This is a genomic window from Megasphaera geminata F0357 (assembly GCF_000239275.1).
In the GTDB taxonomy this organism is placed as follows: domain Bacteria; phylum Bacillota; class Negativicutes; order Veillonellales; family Megasphaeraceae; genus Megasphaera; species Megasphaera geminata.
Window position 1 is genome coordinate 1 of the sequence record NZ_JH417564.1, and the last position, 24,338, is coordinate 24,338.

The following is a 24,338-nucleotide window of genomic DNA, read 5'->3' on the forward strand; positions in this document are numbered from 1 at the left end:
ATTTCTCATGTCTACCTAAAGGGGAGCATATCAATATTCAAGGACCCGCCGGAGTTTAATTTACGTGATGATTGTAGATGGAAAGAGTTAATGCATCGGGATAATCGGTGAAATCGAGGAATTCACCGTCAGCAATGTAATAAACGCCGCCCAATGCGGAACCGCGCCCATCGGATAGAGCCGGGCAAATTCTTCGGGACCCGTCTTGCAGTTGAAGCCCGTTCTGTCAAGATGCCTGTTACCCGCGGCACGGAACGTAATGGAAACGACACGTCCTACTTCAAAGTCCAGTCGGAACCCCGACTCGTCATAGAACCATGTTTCCACTTCCGGCGTCCAGTTGGAATGCCCCGGTTTACCGTAAACAGCTTCTACCTGTGCCATTGTCATCCCTAAATATACACCGCCTACCGATTCATAATAAGCGGCATACGCATTGGGCGAAAGATTCCAGATATCGTCGATAATCAATTGTTCATGCATCCCCATACCGCTGTGCTTGATAACGATATGACGTACTTTTTCCGGTTCCTGAATAGTAAAGTTGCCGATTACTTCCCGTACCGTATTCGTGACGGTACCGCTTAAAATAGGGCAGCCGTTAATATAGCCGCCTTCAAGAGACATGATATACCGGCCGTTACTGTCGTACCAATTTTTATTCCACTGATTTACCATCGCTTCGGCAGCCGCGCCGTCAAGAGGCTGCATTACCGCTTCAGCCCGGCTGAAGGAAGCGGGCGCCGCAGCCAAAGACAACGCAAGAACCGCAAAAACAAAACGTTTCATAGACTTTTTCATAACGTTCCTCCTTATCTTGCAAAGAACCGGTTTCGCTTATCATGGCATATTTTAACCATTCTGTCAATTCTCATTTACCGACACGATTCCCGGATCTTTTTCGGCTGTTTAAATTTATTCCGTTTGACAAGTATCTCGGTCACTGTTTATACTGATTTCATAGATTGTCACTGAAACGAAAAAGAAGGTACGACCATGGTTGATACGAACTTGGAGCGGGCCGCACTGGCCGCCATTGCGGCCCAACCGGAAAAACGGGTACTTCCCCTTACATATGAAAATAAATGTTATTACATTAAACGCCGCCTGGCAAACGGCCGTAACGCTTTTGCCAAAAGCGGTACGGATACGGCATTTTACCGGGAAGCATACAAAATACTCGCAGTAAACGCCCGCATTCCCCTGGCCCCCCATATTGAAATCTTACATGATGATTTTTTCCTCATGAATGCCTCAGGCATGCCGCTGCAGTCGGTTGCCGCCGCTTTACCGGCCGAAGAAGCGGTTTCCGTTTATTACAACGCCGGCAAAGCCCTGGCCGAACTGCACAGCCGAAATCTCTGGCACGGCAGGCCGGCGCTGCGCGATATTACGTGGGATAAAAAGACCGGGAAAATCACCTTCCTCGACTGGGAAAATAAAGTGCCCTTCATTAAAACGGATTATCGTATTACGGACCTCTTTCTTCTTCTCCACAGTTGTTTCCGTGAAGAATGGCCGACGGAAGACCTTATCGACGCAACCGTGGAAGGCTATAAATCGGTTGCGTCGGAAGCCCGCCGTTTTATAGAGGTCCGCAGCTTTATAAACGAACACAGACGCTTTTTTTCCATTTGTCGCAGTCTTTCGGCCTTTCACTGGATAGACGTCGTCTCCGTAACCATGACAGCGGCATACATATGCAAAATAACCGCGGAACGGCAAACAGAGCCTCTCTGAAAACACTCTGTTTGCCGTTCCGTTTATTGACAGTATTCCCTTTTCCCTGAACGGGGCCGGCGACGTGTCGACCCCACTTGATCTGTTCAGGCGCCTCCGGTAATCTTATAGAGCAGGGCATTACAAATAGCCGCCGCCACATTACTGCCGCCCTTCCGTCCGACGGCGACAATATAGGGCGCACCGCAATGCATGATCACTTCTTTCGCCTGAATAACGTTGACGAAACCTACCGGCACGCCGACAATAAGGTCCGGACGGATTTTACCGGCGGCAACGAGATCGGCCAGCCGGAAAAGAGCGGTCGGCGCATTACCGACCGCAACAATTACATGACCTTCCACCTCGCTTGCCTTATCCATGCAAATCGTCGCCCGCGTAGTGCCGGCCTCTTTAGCGCGGGCGGCCACATCGGCGTCGGCCATATAACATGCTTTTACGCTGCCCGTCTTATCAAGCGCACTCGCACTGATACCCGTAAAAGCCATATTCGTATCGGTTACAAAAGTGCAGCCGGCCCGAATGGCCGTTAAAGCGGAAGCGACGGCATCATCGCTGAAACGCAGATTCGTGCGTAGTCGAAATCGGCGCTCGTATGAATGACGCGTTTAATAATATCAATTTTTTCGGGTTCCAATTGAATTTCACCGAGTTCTTCATCAATGATTTCCATACTTCTTTTTTCTATATCCGCCGGCAAGACGTGTTCAATTTCCATTTATTTCCCTCCGCTGCGCCACCGGGCGCAGGCATTTACAAAATTTTCGGCCCAACCGGGCGTGCCGCAAAAATGAATGTGCGGATACCCCGCCAGAATATTTCCTTCGGCATACACGGCCGGCCAAAAACGTTTCCCGCCCGCCTTTCTGGCCGTAAAGGCGGAACCGTTTTCCGTACTGTCCGAATAATGAAATTCATGAGCCCGTACGGTATCCCCTTTTTTACAGAGAAAGGTGTCCTTTTCGGCAGTAAGCGTGATATACCCGAACCGCGTCAGCCTGTCCGTCATCCGCACTTTTCCCGGCACGACGCCGACCATAGGCAGGCACACCGTTTTATCATAAAACGCCTCGGACAAATACATATAGCCGCCGCATTCGGCGAAACAGGGCATTCCCGCTCTTACGGCCCGCCGAAGCCGCTGCCGCAGGGAAACATTGGCACTCAGATCAGCGGCATATAATTCGGGATAACCGCCGCCGATATAAATGCCGTCGCACGCCGGCAATTCGCCGTCTTCAAGAGGGCTGAACGGGATCAGTTCCGCCCCTGCCGCCGCAAGGCTATGCAAAGACTCGTCATAGTAAAAGCAAAACGCTTTATCCTTGGCCACGGCGATGCGCGCTTTTACGGGCTTGGCCGGCTGTGCTTCGCCGTATGAAAAAGGTTCCGCCGTTGCAGCCAGGACAAGCAATCCGTCCAGATCAATATGCCGTTCCGCCGCTGCGGCCAACAACTCCGTTTTATACCGCAAATTTTCTACTTCTTCGGCCGTAACCAACCCGAGATGGCGGCTCTCGACAGAAGCGTCCCCGATATACGGCAGACAGCCGTACCCTTTAAGGCCGGATTCATGCTCCCACAACGCTTTATAATACGCATATACGGCAGGATGTATATTATTGATAATAAATCCTTGAATGCGGCTGTCGGTACGAAATCCGGCCATTCCTTTCAAAACCGCCGCTAAGGATAAAGCGGTCCCCTTGCCGTCAACGATGAGAACGACAGGCGTTCCGGTAAACCGCGCCAACTCATAGGCGCTGTATTCTTCGGAAAGTCCCAGGCCGTCATAGTACCCCATGGCGCCTTCAAGGACGGAAATATCCGCCCTTTCTCCCGCTCCGGCAAGGATACGCCTGCACATCTGCTCGCCGACACCATGGCCGCCGAACAGGAATACATCCAGATTATGGGCTTCCACCCCGGTAACGGCGGCGTGAAACATAGGATCTATATAATCCGGCCCGCTCTTAAAGGACTGTACGGCAAGCCGTCTTTTCTTTAAAGCCCTCATAACGGCACAAACGACCGTCGTCTTGCCGCTGCCGCTGGCAGGCGCCGCAAAGAGCAGACGTCGCGGATTTGCATGCTTCATCTTACAGCTCCCGCGGCAACGCCGTCATAATATAGACGGGATTATGCCCTTCCATCAGCGTATAGGGCCCCACTTTTTTATCGGCCGCCGCAAAAAGCAGTACCGTATTTAAATCATAATCCCTTTTATCCTTATAGTAAGACGTAACGGCGCCTGCCGTTTCCAGCGTGATTGCCGTGATGACGACGCGGCAGCCGGCATTTTTGTCATAAAGAATGTCAAGGACAGTCTCCAGTTTTCCCTTCGTTCCGCCTATAAAAACACAGTCGGGAGCCTCTGCCGGCACAATCGTTTCCGCCGCATCTCCTTTGATGATCTCCAAATTATCGGCACGGAAGCGTTCTTTATTCGCTTCTGCCAGGGAAACTGCCGTTTCGTTTATTTCAAAGGCGTATACCCTGCCCAAAGGAACCTGGAAGGCCAGTTCCACGGAACATGCTCCCGTACCGGCACCGATATCGTATACTATGTCGTCGGCCCGGGGACGGAGCTTGGAAATAACCAGGGCCCTGACTTCCTGCTTGGTCATGGGCACCCTGTCCCGGATAAAAAGGCCGTCTTCCCAGCCATGCACACCTTTCACAAGGGGGCGCGCCCTGTCGTTAAAAATCATCATGACCGCAAGCGGGTCAAAATGTCGGTTCTTGAGTTCCTGCGCCGTTCCTTCAGTAATCCTTTCGTCCTTGTAGGAAAGGTTTTCACCGACGACGATACGTACGCTGCCAAGGCCGTTGTCAGATAATTCACGGCATAAATCACAAACGGAATTATGGGTGCCGCCGGTAAGACAAAAAACCTTTTTATGAGTCATGACGGGCTCTACCAGACCGGTCCGGCAACCGTGACGGCTGACAATGCGAGCATCTTCCCAATCTGTTTCAAGGGCCGCCGCAAAATAGACGAGACTGCTGATCCCGGGATGGCGAATTATCCGGCAATCGGGAAAATGGCGGATAAATTTAGATAAGCTGAAAAAACCCACATCACCCGAAACGAGGACGGCAAGGCAGTCTTTTTTTCTGTCCGCATGAGCGGCAATATCCCGTATTTCATCTGCTTTATACGTTTGGACAACAGTCTTTCCTTTTTTTACTTCGTCACGTAAGAGCCGTGTATCACCGACGACTATCGTCGCTTCCGCCAAAGCCTTACGCGCCCGTCCGGTTAATAAGTCGGGATTTCCCGGCCCCATGCCGATTACATGGATTGTAAGCATCTTATTTCTCCAACTGTTTTTTCACGAAATCTACCATTTCTTCATATGTAATACCCGCATCATCCGGGCGTTCTATGACGATAAGCGCCGCTCCCGCCGCTTCCGCCGCCGCCAGTTTTTCCTCAAAACCGCCGACGGAACCGGAGTTTTTCGTTACTACCCAGCGTGCCTTGCTGTTTTTGAACATGCTCACGTTCAATTCAAAGGAAAAAGGCCCCTGCATGGCAATAATACGCGCCGGCGGACAGCCCAGCCCGAGCGCTTTATCGAGAGAGTCCCGGACCGGCAGAATACGTACGGTCAGGCGCCGTTTAAAGTCATGCAGCAGGGTGAATGTATGTAAATCCTTGCTCCCTGTCGTAAGAAATATTTCACCTTCCGTATGATCAAGCCAGGCAACGGCTGCTTCAACGGAAGAAAAACGCAGACAACGCCCTTCCTCGCCTGCCGGCCGCAGGAGACGTTTATAAGGCACGCCGGCGGCGGCGCAGGCCCGTCGCATTGTTTCCGTAACGGCAGTCGCATAAGGATGTGTCGCATCTATGGCCAGATCCGGCTTAACATCGTCCAGAAAGGCCGCCATCTCTTCACGGTTCAGGCGTCTGTCCGAAACGGTTACATTTGCCGCGTCCGTAATCAGCGAAGCTCCGTATTCGGTAGCGACGGTTACAAAAATATCCACATCGTTTTCGGCAAGCTTTTCCGTCAGCATACGCCCTTCCGTCGTGCCTGCCGCTATCCAAAGACGGCGGATCATAGCGTATAGCCCCGCGGTGTGACCATATGCCCCTTTATAACTTTGGTCCGGCTGTTGCCGATAATAACAGTCGTAAACATGTCCGCTTCCGTTTTTTCAAGCTCCGCCAAAGTCGTAATAACCGCCGTCTCACCGTCTCTGCCGATATTACGGATAATACCGGCCGGAGTTTGCGGCGGCAAATGCCTGCCGATAACCCGGCATGCCTTCTCCAAATATCCGGGACGCCCTTTACTGCCCGGATTATACAGGCAAATGACAAAATCGGCGGCGGCGGCAAGCTCCAGCCGCTTCGCAATCGTTTTCCACGGCGTCATGAGATCGCTCAGGGAAATAAGGCAAAAATCACTGATCAGGGGCGCTCCGAGCCGCGCCGCCCCGGAGCAGGCAGCCGTAATACCCGGGATCACCTCGATCTTTATATCGTCATACGGTTCGGCCACTTCATGCATAATTCCCGCCATACCGTAAACACCGGCGTCGCCGCTTGATACCATGGCGACAATTTTTCCCCTGCGCGCTTCGTCGACTGCCGCACGGCAGCGCTCCACTTCTTTTTTCATACCGGTCACAACAAATTCTTTATCCGCAAATCGTTCCTTAATGAGATCGATATATGTCGTATACCCGGCTATGACCTCGCATTTTTCCAAGGTTTTTACGGCACGCAGGGTCATGTCCTCCGCTCCGCCCGGTCCGAGACCGACTACATAAATTTTTCCCGCCATGATACGCTCCTAATCCTATTCCCAGGAAAGAGACGCCCCGTCCACGGCTACGGCTACGGTTACACCGTCGCGGATGTACTTACGGACGATCAGTTTCCCCGTCACCGCACCGGCCAAAGCGGCTCTTTCACAGACATTATCCACGCCGACGTTCTGCCTGACAAAATCAGACGTTGTAAAATTACCGTTCACTTCCCGTAAACGTTCGGCACTGTAAAGGCGCAGAGGCACGCCGAAGCTTTCCGCCGCTTCGAGAAGCCCCGCCTCATCGGCTTTAATATCAATCGTGTTAAAATCTTTAATCGCCTCAGGCGCCAGCCCGGCCTCATTTAAGGCGGCCTCAACGGCCTTTCTGATACGGGCGCGGCCTTTCCCCCGCCTGCAACCGACACCGATATGGAGGACCGGCGGATAGACCCGTACGGTCACGTCGAAAGGGCACTTGTCCGCAAATGCCGTCACGGCCATGCCGACAGGACCCTTTTCCTTTATTTCCAGTCCCGGCGGCAGCGGGCCGTCCATAATAAAATCGGCGGAGACTCCCGCACGCCCTTCGTCCAGCAGGGCTGCCGCAAACGCTTTGGCATCTTGCAGAGACGACAGGGTAAAGCCTTTTTTTACCGCCCACTCATCAACGGCAAAGAGCCCGTTTACATCGGTTGCCGTCGTCAGAACGGGTACGGCCCTCAATGCTTTTGCCAAATGCCGCGCCAGCGCGTTGGCTCCGCCTATATGTCCCGCCAAGATAGGGACAACAAAGTTTCCTTTTTCATCAATCACGAGAATCGGCGGGTCTTCGTCCTTTCCTTTGATAAAAGGAGCGATGGAACGGACGGCAATGCCGGCGGCGCCGATAAAGACCAACCCTTCTCCGGCCCGGAAAAGTCTGCCCGTTACTTCCTTCAAAGACGGCCGTATTTCCATAAAGCCCGCATTCTCCGACGCGACTTTACCGACGGTATATAAGGTTGTCTCACGGCCCGAAGCACGAAGCGCCGCGTCAATGCGAAGCGCCGTTCTGCCGGCTGCCGCCGTAAAAAAGAATATATTCACGCGCACAGTTTCACCCGCTTATTTTTCTTTTGCCCTGCGGCAGGTATGAGAAAAGTCCGGATCATACAGTCTGCTCCGTTCATAAGCGCCCGTCAGGAACGGGCCTACGAGAATAAGCGCCGTATTTTTAAGGCCCGCCCGCTCCGCCGTTTCCGCCAGACCGGCAACAGTGCAGCGAAATACCTTTTCTTCCGGCCATGATGCTTTATAGACGATAGCCGCCGGCGTATCCGCACTGTAACCGCCGCGGATCAGTTCCTTTGAAAGTTTTTCCACCAGGCCCGTACTGAGGAAGATAACCATTGTCGCGCCGTGAGCCGCATAATCAATAATCGTCTGTCTCTCAGGCACGGGCGTTCTGCCTTCAGTGCGCGTGATGATAACGGACTGGCTGACCCCCGGCAAGGTGTACTCGGCCTTAAGCGCCGCGGCTGCTGCCGAAAAAGAACTGACTCCGGGCGTATACTCGTAGGCAATACCCCACTTATCAAGTATATCCATCTGTTCGCGGATCGCCCCGTACAAACAGGGATCGCCCGTATGGAGGCGGACGGTCATTTCACCCCTTTCTTCCGCGTCTTTCATTGCCGCCAGCACTTCTTCCAAGGTCATGGACGCACTGTCCATAATCCGGCAGTCGGCTTTGGCATAATCCAGAAGTCCGGGATTGACAAGAGAACCCGCATATATGATGAGATCAGCCTCTTCCAGCAGAGCTTTGCCGCGGACCGTTATGAGATCGACGGCTCCGGGGCCGGCACCGACAAAATTAATCATATCCGCTCCCCCTTCTTCACAAGAATTACGGAGAAATATGAATTATCAGCGGCAGCGGCAAGTTTCGGATATACCTTTTCCTCCGGCAAGCCGCACCGTTCTACCATGGAAGCTCCGTCAATAAGCCCCTTCTCCCGTAACACGGCCTTTATCTCTGGCAAACGATCGGCAGGCTTCATAATCACCTTGTTGCCCGGTACATCGATGAGCGCCTCAAAATCATCGCGTTTGGCCGGAATGATAAACAGGGGCTCCTCCTTTTCGCAAAGAGCGGTTTTTAAGGCCGCCGCCGTTGCGGAAAAACTCGTTATACCCGGAACCGTTTCCGTCTCATACCCGTCGGCGGCGATGCGTTTCTGTACATACGCGCTCGATGCATATACGGTCGGGCAACCGAGTACGAAGAAGGCTACATTCCGCCCTTCTGCCAGATGTTTTTCAACGGCCTTTCTGTTCTCTTCATGCGCCCCGGCCAACACGGTCTCATCCCGCGTCATGGGAACATACGCCGTAAGTATTTCCTTACTTTCCCGTTCCACATCGACAAAGCGGTCCAGGGCCGTCCGGAGAATCCCCTGCGCCGTGAGTTTGTCGGAATGTCCTTGAGGGACAACCCATACAGGGCATTCTTTCATCAAACGCACGGCTTTCAGCGTAATCAATTCAGGGTCACCGGGCCCCAATCCGATGCAAAAAAGCTTACCTTTCAAGATTTTTCTCCTTCCTGTAAAGGGTCAGTAAATCCTCCGCTCCGCCTGTCATTCCGAGAACGCCGCGGGCATTGGAAAACATGACGGCCTCCGTCCGCAAGGCGCCGTGAACGCGCTGATCCATATAATAAGAAATCTTTTCCATAGCCTTTGCCAGAACGGGTTTAAGAAGGTCATGTTCAGCCAACAGATCAATCGCCATATCCGTCGTCAGACTTTCATAAACGGCCTTTCCCGTCTCTTTTGAAGCACCGGCAAACATGGCTTCCATCGCCAAAAACGTCGTCCTGCCGTCGGCACAGCGCGAATGAGTATTCATAATCCCCTGGGCAAGCTTCAATATTTTCCCGACATGCCCGATAAGAAGTACGTCGGAAAAGCCGAGGTATACGGCATAATCCAACAGCTCTCCTATATAGTTGCTGCACGTAATGCGGTTTTCCGTATCAATGCCCCACTCATTACGCGTAAAGTCGACACCGTAATTCCCGAAAAATGCGAGAACATGCTTGCCGCCGGCGGCTCTCAGCGAATTCATCTCAACGTGTATTGTATCGATAAGCGCCTGTTCGCTCATGGGCTCAACAATACCCGATGTCCCTAAAACGGACAGTCCCCCTTCAATACCGAGACGGGGGTTAAAGGTTTTCCGCGCTATTTCCGCACCGCCGGGAATGGAAAGGGTTATTTTCAACCCTCCCCGATAACGGTAAGCATCCATGACGGCCTGCGCCGCTTCCATGATCATCCGCCGCGGTGTCGCATTGACAGCCGGCCCGCCGACAGGGGCGGACAGCCCCGGTTTGGTAACGATACCGACACCGTCACCGGCACAGATGAGGATCCCTTTCTCACCCGATTTCTCCACTGTCGCAAAAACAAGGAGGCCGTCTGTCATATCCGGATCATCTCCCGCATCTTTACGCACGGCACAACGGGCGCCGCTTTCAAGAAATGCCGCTTCTTCCGCCGGCAAATCAAGGACGATTCCCTTCGGCGTCGCAATGCGTACGGACGCGACGGATTTACCCGAAAAAAGCATTTTCGCCGCCGCACTTGTCGCCGCAGCGGCACAGGTACCCGTCGTATAACCGCAGCGTAATTCTTTGCCTTCCTTAACGGCATAATGATCCAATCCCATAACAGAGGCCTCTTTGTCTGAAAAAGTTATATTAATATGTTATTGTAGCATGAAAACTTACTGTTTTTCCAGTGCATCCCATGCTTCATTGGCGCGTTCCACAAACATCTTGCGGACCGCCGGGTTTTCGCCGAGACCGTGGAGATACGTATCCACCGTGAAGCCTTCCTTTTCCAAAACGCTCTTATGTGAATCTTCCTCAGCTCCCGCCATATCGTTATTGGCATGGTCGCCTGCGACCATCATCATCGGCATAAGCGTCACTTTTTTTATCCCTTTGGCCTTTAACTGCGGAATAACCGTGTCGAGATGGGGCCAACCCTCAACGGAGTAAACGAAAACATTGCCGAAATTCGCCGCATCGATGCGGTTCTGCACTACGGAGTAGTATGCATTGGCCGGATGAGGAGTGCCGTGGGCCATGACGAGAACGGCTTCGTCTTTGCCGGTTTTCGGGAACTGCGTCGCCAATGCCTGTACAAATTCTTCAACATCGTCTCTCTGGTCTTCCTGCCCCATCCAGTACATAATCGGAGTACCTACGACCATTTTCTTGAAATCGTTTTTATAAAGATCATAGATCGCCGTGTCATATGCGTATTCCATGCCCGGAATGACGTCAAGGGAGGTAATGGCTATACGTGTATAGCCTTCTTCTTTAAGCCGGGCCAACGCTTTTTCCGGCGTCGGAATCTCAATGCCTTCCTTCTGCCCGATGCGGTCAACATAATATGCGAGGTAAATGCCAATACGACTTTTGTATGCGGATGAGCGGCCTGAATATCTTCTACTGTCTTGTTGATCGTTTTTTCGCGGCTGTTTTTATAGGTTGTGCCGAAACTGAGAACTAAAATGGCATCCTTGTCTTTTTCATTTTTCAAAGCTTCCGTTTCGTGCTTACGAACGCCGATTTCGGCAGCCTGTTTTAATGCCGGCGTTGCATCCTTTACTTCGGGATTCAGCGTATAGCCCGCTTGAGCAGGCACTCCCGTAAAAGCCCCCAGCGTCATTGCCGCCACAGACAGCAAGCATACTTTTTTCAGCATTTCTTTTTTCATGAAAACCACTCCCTTTTAAAATGATAAATTATATTTTGTTCACCGGCATGAGTACCCGTTCGCCGGAAGACGAAACAAATTCTCCGACAGTGAGATCAAAAACATTTTTAATCAAGTCCGGTTTGATTACGTCGGCCGTTTTGCCGGACGCGACAATGCGGCCCGCCTTTACGGCCACAACATTGTCCGTGTATTGGACTGCCTGATTGATGTCGTGAAGTACAATAACAACCGTCATTTCCGTTTTTACTCGTAAATCACGTAATAAATTCATGATTTCCAACTGATGGTGGATATCAAGATATGTTCCCGGTTCGTCGAGAAGAAGGATTTCCGGGTCCTGCGCCAAAGCCATGGCAAGCCAAACACGCTGCTGCTCACCGCCGGAAAGAGTTTCCACCAGCCGCCCCGCGAAGGCTGTCGTTCCAGTGATCTCCATAGCTTCGGTAACGGCTTTGCCGTTCTCCGCCGACATGGAACGAAAGGGACTGATATAGGCAAATCGGCCCAGCTCGACAAGCTCGCGTCCCGTAACTTTGCCGGGCAAGGTATGATGCTGTGTCAAAATAGCGATATGACGTGCTAATTCCTTCCGTCCGTAATCGTTTATATTGCGCCCGTTTATTGTAATCACGCCTTCATACGTGTCGAGAAGGCGGCACATGCAACGTAAAAGTGTACTCTTGCCGCAGCCGTTCGGCCCGATAACGGATGTAATTTTTTCTTTTTCCACCTGTATATCAAGATCATGAAGGATCCTTTTGCCGCCGATAGAACAGGAGAGATTCCGCACTTCCATGGCATTGGTCATGATACGTCCCTCCTCAGCAGAAAAAGGAAAAAGGGCGCTCCGAGGAAAGCCATGATAATCCCTACAGGCAATTCCATCGGCGCCAGGAGCAGTCTCGCAAGAGTATCGCTGCCCGTGACAACGGCCGCACCCAGGATAGCCGATGCAGGCATAATATAACGGTAATCCGTACCGATGAGAAGGCGGGCCGCATGAGGAACAATAAGTCCGACAAAGCCGAGCAGCCCTGCCACACTGACCGCACCGGCAGCCAGAAGCGCCGCTATAGCCGTAAAGACTACACGTGCCAGCTCTACATTAAGGCCGATCCCCTTGGCGGCTTCGTCCCCTAATTGGAGGATATTTAAATAATAAGCGCCGCAAAGACTTAAAACGAGCCCGATACAGGAATATGGAAAAATGAGCTGTACATCATTCCAGCTTTTGGCGGCGAGGCCGCCTACCATCCACAGAAGAGCACCGTGAACGCGGTCACTGTATAAAATGAGAAGCCCCGAAATACAGGCGCCCAGAAGAGCCGATACGGCAACGCCTGCCAGGATTAAGCGTACCGGGCGGATACCGTTTTTCCAGGCAAGCAGATAGACGGCGGCGGCGGCAATCATGGCACCGCCGAAAGCGGCGGGCACGATAAGCCCCGGATAGGCGGGAAGAAGCAGAAGGATCGCGATACCTGCCGCTCCCGCACCGGAAGAAACGCCGATAATATGCGGATCTGCCAAAGGGTTACGCATGATTGCCTGTAATATGGCTCCGGCGAGAGCCAGATTCATCCCGACAAAAATACCCGTCAACGTTCTGGGAAGACGAATATTCCAAATGATCTGATCCCGTCGTCGTGGGCTGCGGTGCCGTCAACGCTTCCACGACCCTGGCGGGAGCGATGGAAGCCGCCCCCTGAGCCACGGAAAGAATAAAGAGGCCGGCGGCAATCATCAAAAAGACTGTAATCATACCTATGTTACGGTTTCTTTTGCGTTTTAAATTCATATATCGATTCCCGGATACACAAGACGGGCCATATAGGCGACACTTTTCGGATACCCGAGGCCGGGATTGAGAAGGAAAAGATTTTCCGGAAGTGTATATACTCGTCCCGCTTTAACGGCGCTCAAAACATTCCATGCCGGATTGTTTCTGAATTCATCGGCCATTTTCTTCTCCACCTTTTCTTTGCGTCCCATTGTCGTAATAAAAATAATGTCCGGATCCGCTTCGGCCAATCGTTCCATTGAATAAGGAATCCTGCGAATCCTCCGTCTTTACCTCACCCGTTGCGGCAATATTCGTAAATCCCAGAATGTCGGCGCAATTTCCGGCAATGGACTTCGGCATTTCCACGGAAACCTGACTCGGCGTGGCGTGAATAATGACGATTTTTTTCGTTTCCCGCGGCACCTTACTCTTAATGTCGTCTATTTCTTTATCCATTTGTACAAGATGAGCTTCCGCCGCTTCTTCATTGGCAAAAACCGTGCCGAAGATCTTCATATTCCGCTTTACGTCAGCGTATGTTTTTGACGAGAGAATGAGGACGGCAATACCGTTTTGTTCTAAAATCGGCGCCAATGCCTCATGCTGTGATTTACTGGCAATGACTAAATCCGGCTTCAGTTGCACGATTGCTTCGGCACTGACGTTATAGACAGGTCCGACTTCGGGAACGGCCGCATACCGTTCGGGAACGATCGCATCGGCCGATTTGACAGTAGGACGCCCGACGAGCTCACCGCCGACGGCATCGGCAAAATTCATAAGCGATGTAGACAGAACGACTACGCGCTCCGGCTTGGTCGCCAGCGTCACCGTCCGACCGGCATTATCCGTAATGACCGCAAAATTCCCGGGGGTATCCGCCATATCCGCCTGCTGCGGGCCGCACCCTGAAACGATGACGGCCAGACAAAAAATACAGAAAAAAATAATCCTCTTAATCATGACTGCTCCTTAAAATGTATACTTCACTCCTGCCGTCCAATTACGTCCCGCATCGGGGTATCCGTGGTAAAGATCGTAACTGTCGTCATTGAGGTTCCGGATAACGGCATATACGGTCGTATTCTTACCGGCCTCATAGCTGGCATTTAAATCCCAGCGAACATAAGACCGGCTGAAATAATACGTATCATCGCGGCCTGTCCTTGCCGTTACCTGCAAGTTCGCACGCCATTTTCCGCAATGATACCGCAACGCGGCCCGATAGCCGTTCGGACCGTTATTGGCACGGTCCGGGCGCATGCCGCGGCCTTCGTCCGTTTTTGTTTTCGTATACGTATATCCCAGTTCCCAGTCCAAAGCCTTATTGATCCTGTGCTGGAGAGAAACGTCGATTCCCCGTTTGTCTTCACGGTTCAGATTCCTCACAGTCTTCGGGTTGGACGCCCTGTCCCAGCGAATGGCATCATTCAAAGAACTGTGAAAAGCGCTGAAACGGAAAGTTGATTTTTTATCATACGCCCAGTCGAAACCTATCGTCTGTGAATATCCCGTCTCAGGACGCAAGTAAGGATTGCCGAAAGAACTTACCGCATGCGGCCCGGCGGCGGGTTTGTAGTAGTACATATCGTTTAATCGCGGCGGCGTATACACACGGCTCCACGAAGCGAAAAGATTAAAATCAGCATCAGCTCTGTATTCTACAGACAGGCGCGGCGTCTTATGAAAGCCGAAGGCACTGTTCTTATCCAGGCGTATACCCGGCGTAACGGACCACTTCCCGTAGACGATCATATCTTCCGCATAGACGGCGCGGTTATTTTTCTTTTTGTTTTGATAATTGGCACCGTCGTTAGAGCCGCTGTCTTGCGTCCACTCCAGCCCCGCCGTAATGAAATTATGCGCATTCATCCGGGTAAGCTCCGCCTGCAGGCCCTGTGTCCGCGCATGAAAACGGTTAGTCCACCGTGTTTTCGAATAATCATTAAAATATCGGATAAAACCGGGTGTGCTCGTATTTTCCCGAAAGCGGTATGTCAGATTATAATTGTTTATCAGACGTTCTAAAGGCTTTGGTTCACTCACCTTAAATTGATGGTTCACTTGCTTAAACGTGACGGCATGTCCGTGCGCCGTCTTATGGGTAATGCCGAAAGTCAGGGAATCAGACTTGCTCAACTGCCGGTCCAAACGGAACGTAAGGAACTTTGCCGACGTATCACCGACAGCCTTATCCGTTACGGCCCCGTGAGGAAATTTATAATACCCCCGTTTATCAAGATCTCCGGTAAGAAACCAACTTGTACTGCCGGCAGAACCTTCCTGTGTCAAACCGTAATACCGTTGTCCCCATGAACCGCCGCCGATATCAAAAACAGTACGATCTTTCCTGCCTTTTTTCGTAATAATGTTGATTGTGCCGCCGACAGCGCCGGCGCCGTAACGCACGGATCCGGCCCCTTTGACGATCTCAATCCTGGCAATCTGCTCCACTCCCGGCAACGTCGATAAATCGACCATACCGCGGCCGTATCCGGCTCCCTGGGCGTTGGCAAGGCTCTGTCCGTCAACAAGAACATTGACGCGGTCGTCACCGTTTAATCTGGACATACGATGAAATACCCGGAACCATGCTGTTTAAAGAAACCCCGTTTACTTGGCGCAGCACCTCTTCGACAGACTTATAATTATTGGCGCTTATTTCCTTATCCGTTACAACAGTCGTTTGAGCCTCCGGCAATCCGGCGCCTCCATAGGGTCCGGTATTTTTATAAGCCGTAACAATTATGGGCCGCGCCGTAATGCGAATAATATGGTCGGCATCGGCTGCGGCAATACCCGTACCGACACCGGTCAGACAAACAAAAGCAAGCAGAAGTCGACAGACTTTCAACCAAATTCCTCCCGAATACTTACAAAAAAAAGGCCGCAAGGAATACACCTTACAACCTTTTACAACCACGGTTTTAATCCCCTTCCCATCACTCGCAGGTTCTATCGGTGATCCTTAATCAGGCAGTTCTTCTGGCTCGGCTTCAACGATCGATTACGCCTTCCCATACATACGTACAGTGACATCATTGTAATCTCTCTCGGCCTTACAGCGGCGGGACCGCGCCGGAATTACACCGGGCTTTTCTGTTAGGTCACAGACACCTGATTCGCTATATCAAGTTGTTCTATTAAAAAACTATATCACAGGCCCTATGTATCGTCAATGAGAACCGCTCCGACTGTGTCATAGATTCTTTCTATGAGTTGATGCCTGCCGTAGCCCTTCAGGGCAGAATAGGCAATGGCGGGATGAGCCGCCGGAAAAAGCCTGTTGATTTCATTCAGGTGCTTCTGCCTGTCCGATTGATTCAGCTTGTCCGCTTTCGTACAGACAATTTGTAAGGGCACTCCGTTATTTCTGAGCCATGCATAGGCCTCGCCGTCAATATGGAGGCCGGGATGGCGCAAGTCGACAAGCAGACACAGGAGCAGAAGCCGCGGCGAGTTCTTAATGTAATCCCCTATAAAACGGCTCCATATAGTACGGTTTTTACCGCCCGTCCGGGCAAAGCCGTATCCCGGCAAATCGACGAGAAAAAGGGATCGGCGGACAGACTCGCCGTCCGTGCGTTCCCGTATGTCGCCCGCAAAAAAATTAATCGTCCGTGTTTTACCGGGAGCGCCGCTGACTTTAGCCAATCCCTTACGATTGCACAGCGAATTGATAAGGCTGGACTTCCCCACATTGGAACGCCCGAGAAAAGCGATTTCCGGCCTGTCTCCGTCCGGATACTGGTCCGGGCGGACTGCCGACGCTATATATTCAGTATTGATAAGCGCTATATCTCTGAGTGTCATTATTTCACCAACGCCTGTTCCAATACCTGATCCATGTGCCTGACGAAAACAAAATCCATATCGTCCTTGACCTTCTGCGGCACATCGACCATGTCCCGTTTATTGTCTTCCGGCAGGAGGACCTTCTTGATCCCCACCCGATGTGCGGCAATAACTTTTTCTTTAATACCGCCGACGGGAAGAACGCTGCCGCGCAGGGTGATTTCGCCGGTCATGGCCACATCATGGCGTACGGCCTTGCCGGTGAGGGCCGAAGCAATTGCCGTCGCCATCGTGATGCCTGCAGACGGGCCGTCCTTGGGAATAGCGCCCTCCGGCAAATGGATATGTAAATCTGTCTTCGTGTTGAAGTCTTCAGGAAGCGCCAGTTCGTCAGCACGGCGGCGCACGTATGTAACGGCCGCCGTGGCCGATTCCTTCATGACATCGCCGAGCCTCCCCGTGAGGATCAGGCTTCCCTTACCCTTGACGGCGACAACTTCCGTTTCCAGGACTTCACCGCCCACCTGCGTCCAGGCAAGCCCCGTCACAAGGCCTACTTCATCCTGCCTGTTATGGCTGGACGGTAAGAACCGGGCAGGCCCCAGAAGGTCGGGCAGGCGTTTTACCGTAATGGAGAGATCCGGCTTCTCATCTACAAGAATGGCTTTAGCCAGTTTGCGGCAAACGGAACCGATTGTTTTTTCAAGCGTGCGCACGCCCGCCTCACGCGTATAATCACGAATAATATGACGCAACACGGAATCGGAAAATTTCGCCTCTCTCGGCATCACTCCGTTTTCCTTCAGCTGCTTGGGCACGAGGTACTTTTTGGCAATCTGCACCTTTTCATCTTCCGTGTAACTGGAAAAATCAATAATTTCCATGCGATCCAGGAGAGGCCGCGGGATATTTCCGATGACATTGGCAGTCATAATCCAAAATACCTTCGACAAATCATAGGGAAGGTCAATAAAATGATCCGTAAAGGTATCATTCTGCTCCGGATCGAGCACTTCCAGAAGCGCCGCCGACGGATCACCGCGGAGGTCCGACGCGAGTTTATCCACTTCATCGAGGAGAAAGACGGGATTTTTCGTTCCCGCCTGCTTCATTCCCGTCATGATACGGCCGGGCAAGGCGCCGATGTAAGTACGGCGATGGCCGCGAATTTCCGCTTCATCACGAACGCCGCCGAGAGATACGCGTACATATTTCTTGTTCATCGCCCGAGCAATGGAGCGGGCAATACTGGTTTTGCCCGTACCCGGAGGGCCGACAAGACAAAGAATAGGCCCCTTGGCGCGTCTTGTCAGCTGGCGCACCGCCAAGTATTCGATAATACGCTCTTTCACCTTTTCCAGACCGTAATGGTCTTTATCAAGCGTTTCCTGAGCCGCCTTCAAGTCAGCGTTGTCCTGAGATTCTTCCGACCACGGCAAAGCCATGACCCAATCGATATACGTACGGATAATAGCCGACTCGGCCATCATCGGCGGCATCTGGTCAAGGCGATCCACTTCTTTCATGAGCGCCTTTTCCACATAATCCGGTAAAACGAGAGCACGGATTTTCTCGCGCAGTTCTTCCACTTCCGTATCTTTATCAACCTTATCGCCCAATTCATTATGGATGACACGGATCTTTTCGCGCAAGTAATATTCCCGTTGCTGCTTATCCATTTGCGAACGGACTTCCTTGGATATTTCCGCTTCTAAACGGGCAATATCCGTTTCTATATCAAGAAGTCCCGTAACACGCCGGATACGTTCACTGACACTTGCCGTTTCCAGAATCTGCTGTTTGACGATAAGCTGCAGCGGCAACTGGGATGCGATAAAATCGGCAAGTACGCCCGGCCCTTCAAGGACGGATATTTTATCACGGATTTCATCACCGTCCTTGACGCGGCGCAGCCAATCTTCGAAACGGCCGGCCATAACACGGCGCAAAGCCTCTTCTTCAAGCTGATCGTCAACGTACTCGGGGATTTCTTCTACAGCCACTTCCAAATACTCGTCCCGTTCGGAAAATCCGTTGATCACGGCCCTGTATAACCCGTCGACGAGAATGCGCACGCCGCCGCCGGGGACACGGAGCATCTGCTGGATTTTAACGAGTGTACCGACATGATAAATCTCGTCAAATCCCGGATTTTCATCATTTTCGCGGAGCTGCGCCGCCACCATGAGAAGCCGATTCGTATCCATCGCTTTTTCAATAGCGGCCATCGACTTCTCCCTGCCTATATCAATATGACTTACCAACTTGGGATAAATAACGATCCCCCGTAGCGTAACCAGAGGGACGGACAGTATATTCTGCTGTGTTTCTTCCATATATTTCACCTTCTTTTAGTAAAAGGAGCGTTAGAAAAATAGAACCCATTTCCTTGGCAGAAAATGAGTTCTATAGAAATTACTCAGATGATCTCAATTTTAGCTGAGGAGCCTTGCCGTCAATAATACTTTCTTTTGTGACAATACACTCTTCCACGTCCTTACGGGAAGGCGCATCAAACATGACATCCAGCATAATCCGTTCGATAATAGAACGCAGGCCGCGAGCGCCGGTTTTACGTCGCAGCGCCTCTTCGGCGATGGCTTTTAACGCATCGTCCGTGAAAGTCAGCTTCACCTCGTCCATATCAAGCATTTTCTGATACTGTTTGACAAGAGCATTCTTCGGTTCCGTCAGAATATGGACCATTGCTTCCTCATCTAAGGGATTCAACGTGACAAGCACGGGAAGACGGCCAATTAATTCGGGAATAAGGCCGAACTTCTGCAAATCCGTCGGAATGATTTCTTTTAAAAGTTCTTCGACAGATTCTTCATTCTTCTTGTGAATATCGGCACCGAACCCCATATTCTTTTCTGTACGACGGCTGCGGATAGTTTTTTCAATACCGTCAAAGGCACCGCCGCAAATAAAGAGAATATTCGTCGTGTCAATCTGCAGCATTTCCTGATGAGGATGCTTGCGGCCGCCCTGAGGAGGCACATTGGCTTCCGTTCCTTCCAGGATTTTCAGCAATGCCTGCTGTACGCCTTCGCCGGAAACGTCTCGCGTAATGGACGGATTTTCCGACTTCCTGGCGATTTTATCGATTTCATCAATGTAAATAATGCCCCGTTCCGCTCTGGCAATATCGAAATCCGCCGCCTGGATCAATTTGAGGAGGCAGTTTTCCACGTCTTCACCGACATAACCGGCTTCTGTAAGACTGGTCGCATCGGCAATCGCAAAGGGAACATCCAGAAATCTGGCCAGAGTCTGCGCGAGAAGCGTTTTGCCGCTGCCTGTAGGGCCGACCATGACGATATTGGATTTCTGCAGCTCTACATCACCGCTGTTCATGCTGCTGTTGGACTGTAACCGTTTATAATGATTATACACGGCAACGGACAAGGTCTTTTTTGCAGTTTCCTGCCCGATGACATAATCATCAAGGTTCTGTTTTATCTCACGAGGCGTCGGCAATTTTTTTAATTCAAAGGCCGGTTTCTCTTTGTCCTCGGCCAGTTCGTCCTCTAAAATCGTCTGCGCCACGTTGATACATTCATCACAAATATAGACGCCTGGACCGGCAATGAGCTTCTTCACTTCATCTTGCGTACGGCCGCAAAAACTGCAGCGCGGCTCGTCCTTATGGTCTTTAGCCAAGTCACCTTACCTCCTTATTGATTTATCCCTTTACAGCCGCATCACCGGGTCTGATAAGGATTTCATCAACGAGGCCGTATGCTTTGGCTTCTTCGGCGGTCATAAAATTATCCCGTTCCGTATCCTTTTCGATAACTTCGATGGGCCGGCCCGTATGAGAGGCCAAGATGCCGTTCAATTCCTTCCGCATACGGAGGATTTCACGGGCATGAATTTCAATATCCGTGGCCTGCCCCTGGACACCGCCCAAGGGCTGGTGGATCATCACCTGCGAATGAGGCAGGGCAAACCGTTTCCCTTTCGTACCGGCCGTCAGAAGGACCGATGCCATAGAGGCGGCGGAACCCACACAAATCGTGGAAACATCGGGCTTAATATACTGCATCGTATCATAAACGGCCATACCGGCAGTGACGACACCGCCGGGGCTGTTTATATATAAATGAATATCTTTATCCGGATTATCCGCTTCCAAAAAGAGCAGCTGCGCAATAATGCTGTTTGCCACCGTATCATCAATCCCTCCTGTGAGAAAGATAATACGATCTTTTAATAAGCGGGAGTAAATATCGTAACTGCGTTCGCCTTGGGACGATTGTTCAACGACAATCGGCACATACTGCATTTTCATTACTATGCCCCCTTACGCTTCCGGCGTATCTTCTTTCTTCTTTGCCGTACGTTTGGCAGCCGTTTTTTTAGCCGGCTTTTCTTCTGATGTATCGGCGGCTTTCTTCGCCGGCTGCGTTTCCTCTTTTTCTTCCGTCGCGTTTGTATCTACCGCATGCGAGAGAATAAAGCCTGCCGCTTTTTTACGGCCGACGGACTGAATGAGCATCGGAACGCGTCTTTCTTTCAAAATAATTTTATAAACTTCCTGCGGATCGGCGCCGAAATTTTGCGCCATCGTGAAGATTTCGGCCTGCAGATCCATATCTTTAACCTCAATCGTTTCGGCTTTAGCGACAGCCTCCAGGACGAGATCCATCTTCACGTTTTCTTTAGCCGCATCTTTATATTGTTCACGGAATTTATCCATATCCGTGTTCATGTGTTTCAAATAATCATCGAGGTTCATATTCTGAACCTGCAGTTTGAGCCGGAATTCCTCAATCATCTGATCGATTTTCTGCTCGACCATGACTTCCGGAATATCGACGGCCGCATTGTCAATCGCCGTCTTCAAAGGCAGTATTGTTAAATGCTTCCGTTACCTTGAAACGGCCGTTTTTTTCAAGACGGCGGCGAATATCTTCTTTTAATTCGTCGACAGATTTGAATTTTCCCGCAAGTTCGGCAAAATCAGCATCGACAGGAGGTAATTCACTGCGTTTAATGTCCTGTACGGTTACTGCAAATACAGCCTCTTTACCGGCAAGGTCTTTCTGAAAATAATCTTCCGGAAAAGACACTTTTACCTCTTTACTTTCACCGGCTTTAAGGCCGATAAGCTGTTCTTCAAATCCGGAAATAAAGCTGCCCGAACCGATTTGAAGCGGATAAGCCTTGCCTTCGCCGCCTTCAAAAGGGACGCCGTCAATACTGCCTTTGAAGTCTATGACCGCATAATCGCCGTTTTCCGCTTTTGCGCCTTCCGGAGCGGGCGCGAGTTTAGCATGCGTTTTCTGCAGATTGACGAGCTCTTCAGCAATATTTTCTTCCGTAACTTTCACTTCTTCTTTAGCGGCTTTAATGCCTTTGTATTCGCCCAATGCAACTTCCGGTTTCTTTATAACGGTTGCTTCAAAGACGAAATCGCTTCCTTTTTCATCGGAAATTCTATTGATATCCGGTTCTGTTATCGGTGTAATGTCCTGTTCCTTCAGAGCATCGTTGTACGCTTTGGACGCAACGACTTCAAAAACCTCTCCTTTAACGGCATCTTTACCCAAGAAGCTTTCCAACACCATGCGCGGTGCTTTACCTTTGCGGAAGCCGGGGATATTTACACGGTTTGCCAGGTTTTTGACAGCCACTTCAGCGCCCTTTGCCGCTTCTTTGGCGGGCACTTCGATATGCAGGGTCACTTTGTGTCGGTCTACTTCATTAACAGTTACTTTCATTATAAACGGTTCCTCCTCGCGAGTTCTTATGCCTATATTGATTTTCGTCAAATCATTATAATACGTCTATCATCATATCACACAAAGTGAAGGTTGACAAGAAAAGGGACACCTTCGACTTTAACCTTTTGTTCTTTGCAAAAAAGGAGATATATATTATAATATCTCTAAACTGTACACTTTTAAGTGTAGAAAGGATTGATCACAGACATGACAAAACAATATGACCTGATTGTAATCGGTACCGGAGCGGCAAACATCGTCACTGACGCGGCTGCCCGCCGGGGCCTTCATATAGCGATCGTTGAACGTGGTAAATTCGGCGGCACCTGCCTCAACCGCGGCTGTATTCCCACAAAAATCCTCGTCACGCCGGCAAACTGCGTGCGGGAAATCAGGGAAGCCGAACGCATCGGCGTTAAAGCGGGTACGCCGTCGCTGGATTGGCGGCTTGTCTCCGACAGGCTTTGGAAATACCTGAATGCCGCTTCGCCCGGCACGCGTAACTACTATGCGGCTATGGATATTATAGATATATATGAAGGAACCGCTTCCTTTATCGGCAAGAAAACGTTGCGTATTGCCATGAACGACGGCACGGAGGCGGAAATCGGCGCCGGCAAAATAGTGCTCGGTACGGGCTGCCGCACCAATATCCCGCGCCTGGAAGGCTTGGAAGATGCAGGCTACGTTACATCGGAAAGCCTTTTCGGTGATAAGTACCCGGAAAAACCGTACAAGAGCCTTATCGTCGTCGGCGGCGGCCCTATCGGCTGCGAATTCTCTCATATCTTTAACGCGGCCGGTACAAAGGTCACCATCATTCAGCATAATGTCCGTCTCCTGCCGAAAGACGACGAAGACATTTCGGCGTTCCTTTTGAAGCAGTTCCGAAACTACGGCATTGACGTGGAGTTGAATAAGGATACCGTCTCCGTTGAAGTTAAAAACGGAGAAAAAGTCCTTCATTATAAGGACCGCACGAGCGGTGAAGAAGGCTCCGTCGCAGCCGAAGAAATCCTTATCGCACCGGGAATCAAACCGTCAACGGATCTTCTCCGCCTGGAAAATACGGATATCACCGTTGACAGTCGCGGCTATATTGAAACAAACGAATTTCTCGAAACGGCGGCTGAAGGCATCTGGGCGCTCGGCGATATCAACGGTCTCGCGCCGTTTCGTCATAAAGCGAACTACGAAGCCGAAGTCATCGCACACAACCTCTTTGAAGATAATATGCCGGACAATTGGCGCTGGGCCCGTTATGACGTCGTCCCCGCCGTTACGTACACCTATCCCGAAGCGGCACACGTCGGCATGACCGAAGCTGCTGCCAGAAAGGCCGGCTATGACGTCGACGTGGTTTATAATCACTACTCCGCCGCTGTCAAAGGCTATGCCCTCGGTTTCCTCAAAGGCCATGACGACGACGGCTTCGTTAAACTCGTCATCGATAAGAAGACAACGTATCTCCTCGGCGCTCATATTATCGGCCATGAAGCTTCCATTCTCATTCAGCCGTTCATCAATCTCATGAATGCAGGCGAACAAAAGCTCCAAATCCGCCACGAAGAGATCGCTTCGCCTGCGGCAAAAAAACTCCGCGCCGAAGGGCTGACGAGAAACCTCGTGCCTCAGTCGATCTACACCATCGGCGAAACGATGACACCTCATCCGTCCTTACAGGAAGTCACCATGTGGACAAGATATTATTACGAAGGCAAATAACGCGGTACAAACGGCAGGCGCCCCG

General features: G+C 51.2%; 20 protein-coding genes, 4 pseudogenes and 1 riboswitch. Of the genes and pseudogenes, 2 read left to right on the forward strand and 22 right to left on the reverse strand.

What is annotated here, in order from left to right; genetic code table 11:
• Positions 1-87: 87 nt before the first annotated feature.
• Complete coding sequence (locus HMPREF0080_RS00530; protein WP_006789110.1) at positions 88-801, reverse strand: hypothetical protein; 714 nt, start codon at positions 799-801, stop codon at positions 88-90.
• Between the two features lie 195 nt (positions 802-996).
• Here HMPREF0080_RS00530 and HMPREF0080_RS00535 point away from each other — a divergent pair, with 195 nt between their 5' ends.
• Entirely contained in the window at positions 997-1,740 is a 744-nt protein-coding gene (locus tag HMPREF0080_RS00535) for a BUD32 family EKC/KEOPS complex subunit (RefSeq protein WP_006789111.1), read from the forward strand.
• Between the two features lie 86 nt (positions 1,741-1,826).
• Here the strand turns inward: HMPREF0080_RS00535 and HMPREF0080_RS00540 are convergent.
• From HMPREF0080_RS00540 to tig, 21 genes and pseudogenes are all read right to left on the reverse strand, one after another.
• Positions 1,827-2,458 (reverse strand): annotated as a pseudogene (locus HMPREF0080_RS00540) (precorrin-8X methylmutase).
• A complete protein-coding gene (locus tag HMPREF0080_RS00545) occupies positions 2,459-3,838 on the reverse strand; it encodes a cobyrinic acid a,c-diamide synthase CobB (RefSeq protein WP_006789114.1) in 1,380 nt (459 codons plus the stop codon).
• 1 nt (position 3,839) lies between these two features.
• Positions 3,840-5,054 (reverse strand): bifunctional cobalt-precorrin-7 (C(5))-methyltransferase/cobalt-precorrin-6B (C(15))-methyltransferase, encoded by a 1,215-nt coding sequence (locus tag HMPREF0080_RS00550; protein ID WP_006789115.1) that lies wholly within the window; start codon positions 5,052-5,054, stop codon positions 3,840-3,842.
• A 1-nt stretch (position 5,055) separates the two neighbouring features.
• On the reverse strand, positions 5,056-5,811 hold the full coding sequence (cobK, locus tag HMPREF0080_RS00555) for a precorrin-6A reductase (protein ID WP_006789116.1): 756 nt from the start codon (positions 5,809-5,811) through the stop codon (positions 5,056-5,058).
• Complete coding sequence (cobJ, locus tag HMPREF0080_RS00560; RefSeq protein ID WP_006789117.1) at positions 5,808-6,539, reverse strand: precorrin-3B C(17)-methyltransferase; 732 nt, start codon at positions 6,537-6,539, stop codon at positions 5,808-5,810. Before cobJ ends, cobK begins: the two co-directional genes overlap by 4 nt.
• A 15-nt stretch (positions 6,540-6,554) precedes the next feature.
• Complete coding sequence (locus HMPREF0080_RS00565; RefSeq protein WP_040346666.1) at positions 6,555-7,598, reverse strand: cobalt-precorrin 5A hydrolase; 1,044 nt, start codon at positions 7,596-7,598, stop codon at positions 6,555-6,557.
• A 12-nt stretch (positions 7,599-7,610) separates the two neighbouring features.
• Positions 7,611-8,369 (reverse strand): precorrin-4 C(11)-methyltransferase, encoded by a 759-nt coding sequence (cobM, locus tag HMPREF0080_RS00570; RefSeq protein ID WP_006789119.1) that lies wholly within the window; start codon positions 8,367-8,369, stop codon positions 7,611-7,613.
• The gene (cobI, locus tag HMPREF0080_RS00575) at positions 8,366-9,079 is read right to left on the reverse strand and encodes a precorrin-2 C(20)-methyltransferase (protein ID WP_006789120.1); all 714 of its coding nucleotides are present in this window, start codon (positions 9,077-9,079) and stop codon (positions 8,366-8,368) included. The genes cobM and cobI overlap by 4 nt, the downstream gene beginning before the upstream one ends.
• A complete protein-coding gene (cbiD, locus tag HMPREF0080_RS00580; protein ID WP_006789121.1) occupies positions 9,069-10,220 on the reverse strand; it encodes a cobalt-precorrin-5B (C(1))-methyltransferase CbiD in 1,152 nt (383 codons plus the stop codon). Before cbiD ends, cobI begins: the two co-directional genes overlap by 11 nt.
• Positions 10,221-10,277: 57 nt before the next feature.
• A pseudogene (locus HMPREF0080_RS00585) lies at positions 10,278-11,278 on the reverse strand (sirohydrochlorin cobaltochelatase).
• A gap of 28 nt (positions 11,279-11,306) precedes the next feature.
• Positions 11,307-12,089, reverse strand: a complete 783-nt coding sequence (locus tag HMPREF0080_RS00590) for an ABC transporter ATP-binding protein (protein ID WP_006789124.1) — start codon at positions 12,087-12,089, stop codon at positions 11,307-11,309.
• Positions 12,086-13,079, reverse strand: a pseudogene (locus tag HMPREF0080_RS00595) (FecCD family ABC transporter permease). Before HMPREF0080_RS00595 ends, HMPREF0080_RS00590 begins: the two are co-directional and overlap by 4 nt.
• Entirely contained in the window at positions 13,076-13,321 is a 246-nt protein-coding gene (locus HMPREF0080_RS11180) for an ABC transporter substrate-binding protein (protein ID WP_280959810.1), read from the reverse strand. Before HMPREF0080_RS11180 ends, HMPREF0080_RS00595 begins: the two are co-directional and overlap by 4 nt.
• The gene (locus HMPREF0080_RS11185) at positions 13,233-14,027 is read right to left on the reverse strand and encodes an ABC transporter substrate-binding protein (RefSeq protein ID WP_006789128.1); all 795 of its coding nucleotides are present in this window, start codon (positions 14,025-14,027) and stop codon (positions 13,233-13,235) included. The genes HMPREF0080_RS11180 and HMPREF0080_RS11185 overlap by 89 nt, the downstream gene beginning before the upstream one ends.
• Before the next feature lie 9 nt (positions 14,028-14,036).
• Entirely contained in the window at positions 14,037-15,635 is a 1,599-nt protein-coding gene (locus tag HMPREF0080_RS00605; RefSeq protein ID WP_006789129.1) for a TonB-dependent receptor plug domain-containing protein, read from the reverse strand.
• Positions 15,616-15,918, reverse strand: coding sequence for a hypothetical protein (locus HMPREF0080_RS08965; protein ID WP_050808788.1), 303 nt, complete (start codon positions 15,916-15,918; stop codon positions 15,616-15,618). The genes HMPREF0080_RS00605 and HMPREF0080_RS08965 overlap by 20 nt, the downstream gene beginning before the upstream one ends.
• Before the next feature lie 104 nt (positions 15,919-16,022).
• Positions 16,023-16,200, reverse strand: a riboswitch (cobalamin riboswitch).
• A gap of 29 nt (positions 16,201-16,229) precedes the next feature.
• Positions 16,230-16,877 (reverse strand): ribosome biogenesis GTP-binding protein YihA/YsxC, encoded by a 648-nt coding sequence (gene yihA, locus HMPREF0080_RS00610; protein WP_006789131.1) that lies wholly within the window; start codon positions 16,875-16,877, stop codon positions 16,230-16,232.
• The gene (gene lon, locus HMPREF0080_RS00615; protein WP_006789132.1) at positions 16,877-19,195 is read right to left on the reverse strand and encodes an endopeptidase La; all 2,319 of its coding nucleotides are present in this window, start codon (positions 19,193-19,195) and stop codon (positions 16,877-16,879) included. The genes yihA and lon overlap by 1 nt, the downstream gene beginning before the upstream one ends.
• A 79-nt stretch (positions 19,196-19,274) precedes the next feature.
• Complete coding sequence (clpX, locus tag HMPREF0080_RS00620; RefSeq protein ID WP_006789133.1) at positions 19,275-20,522, reverse strand: ATP-dependent Clp protease ATP-binding subunit ClpX; 1,248 nt, start codon at positions 20,520-20,522, stop codon at positions 19,275-19,277.
• Positions 20,523-20,544: 22 nt separating this feature from the next.
• Entirely contained in the window at positions 20,545-21,153 is a 609-nt protein-coding gene (gene clpP, locus HMPREF0080_RS00625) for an ATP-dependent Clp endopeptidase proteolytic subunit ClpP (protein WP_006789134.1), read from the reverse strand.
• Between the two features lie 108 nt (positions 21,154-21,261).
• A pseudogene (tig, locus tag HMPREF0080_RS00630) lies at positions 21,262-22,585 on the reverse strand (trigger factor); the annotation flags it as partial.
• Between the two features lie 210 nt (positions 22,586-22,795).
• Here tig and HMPREF0080_RS00635 point away from each other — a divergent pair.
• Positions 22,796-24,313 (forward strand): dihydrolipoyl dehydrogenase family protein, encoded by a 1,518-nt coding sequence (locus HMPREF0080_RS00635; protein WP_006789137.1) that lies wholly within the window; start codon positions 22,796-22,798, stop codon positions 24,311-24,313.
• The last annotated feature ends 25 nt before the right edge of the window (positions 24,314-24,338 follow it).

Excerpts from the sequence above, each read along its gene's own strand:
- HMPREF0080_RS00530 (WP_006789110.1), bottom strand. The coding sequence starts at position 801 with ATGAAAAAGTCTATGAAACGTTTTGTTTTTGCGGTTCTTGCGTTGTCT.
- HMPREF0080_RS00535 (WP_006789111.1), top strand. The coding sequence starts at position 997 with ATGGTTGATACGAACTTGGAGCGGGCCGCACTGGCCGCCATTGCGGCC.
- HMPREF0080_RS00545 (WP_006789114.1), bottom strand. The coding sequence starts at position 3,838 with ATGAAGCATGCAAATCCGCGACGTCTGCTCTTTGCGGCGCCTGCCAGC.
- HMPREF0080_RS00550 (WP_006789115.1), bottom strand. The coding sequence starts at position 5,054 with ATGCTTACAATCCATGTAATCGGCATGGGGCCGGGAAATCCCGACTTA.
- cobK (WP_006789116.1), bottom strand. The coding sequence starts at position 5,811 with ATGATCCGCCGTCTTTGGATAGCGGCAGGCACGACGGAAGGGCGTATG.
- cobJ (WP_006789117.1), bottom strand. The coding sequence starts at position 6,539 with ATGGCGGGAAAAATTTATGTAGTCGGTCTCGGACCGGGCGGAGCGGAG.
- cobM (WP_006789119.1), bottom strand. The coding sequence starts at position 8,369 with ATGATTAATTTTGTCGGTGCCGGCCCCGGAGCCGTCGATCTCATAACG.
- cbiD (WP_006789121.1), bottom strand. The coding sequence starts at position 10,220 with ATGGGATTGGATCATTATGCCGTTAAGGAAGGCAAAGAATTACGCTGC.
- HMPREF0080_RS00590 (WP_006789124.1), bottom strand. The coding sequence starts at position 12,089 with ATGACCAATGCCATGGAAGTGCGGAATCTCTCCTGTTCTATCGGCGGC.
- HMPREF0080_RS11180 (WP_280959810.1), bottom strand. The coding sequence starts at position 13,321 with ATGGAACGATTGGCCGAAGCGGATCCGGACATTATTTTTATTACGACA.
- HMPREF0080_RS11185 (WP_006789128.1), bottom strand. The coding sequence starts at position 14,027 with ATGATTAAGAGGATTATTTTTTTCTGTATTTTTTGTCTGGCCGTCATC.
- HMPREF0080_RS00605 (WP_006789129.1), bottom strand. The coding sequence starts at position 15,635 with ATGTCCAGATTAAACGGTGACGACCGCGTCAATGTTCTTGTTGACGGA.
- yihA (WP_006789131.1), bottom strand. The coding sequence starts at position 16,877 with ATGACACTCAGAGATATAGCGCTTATCAATACTGAATATATAGCGTCG.
- lon (WP_006789132.1), bottom strand. The coding sequence starts at position 19,195 with ATGGAAGAAACACAGCAGAATATACTGTCCGTCCCTCTGGTTACGCTA.
- clpP (WP_006789134.1), bottom strand. The coding sequence starts at position 21,153 with ATGAAAATGCAGTATGTGCCGATTGTCGTTGAACAATCGTCCCAAGGC.
- HMPREF0080_RS00635 (WP_006789137.1), top strand. The coding sequence starts at position 22,796 with ATGACAAAACAATATGACCTGATTGTAATCGGTACCGGAGCGGCAAAC.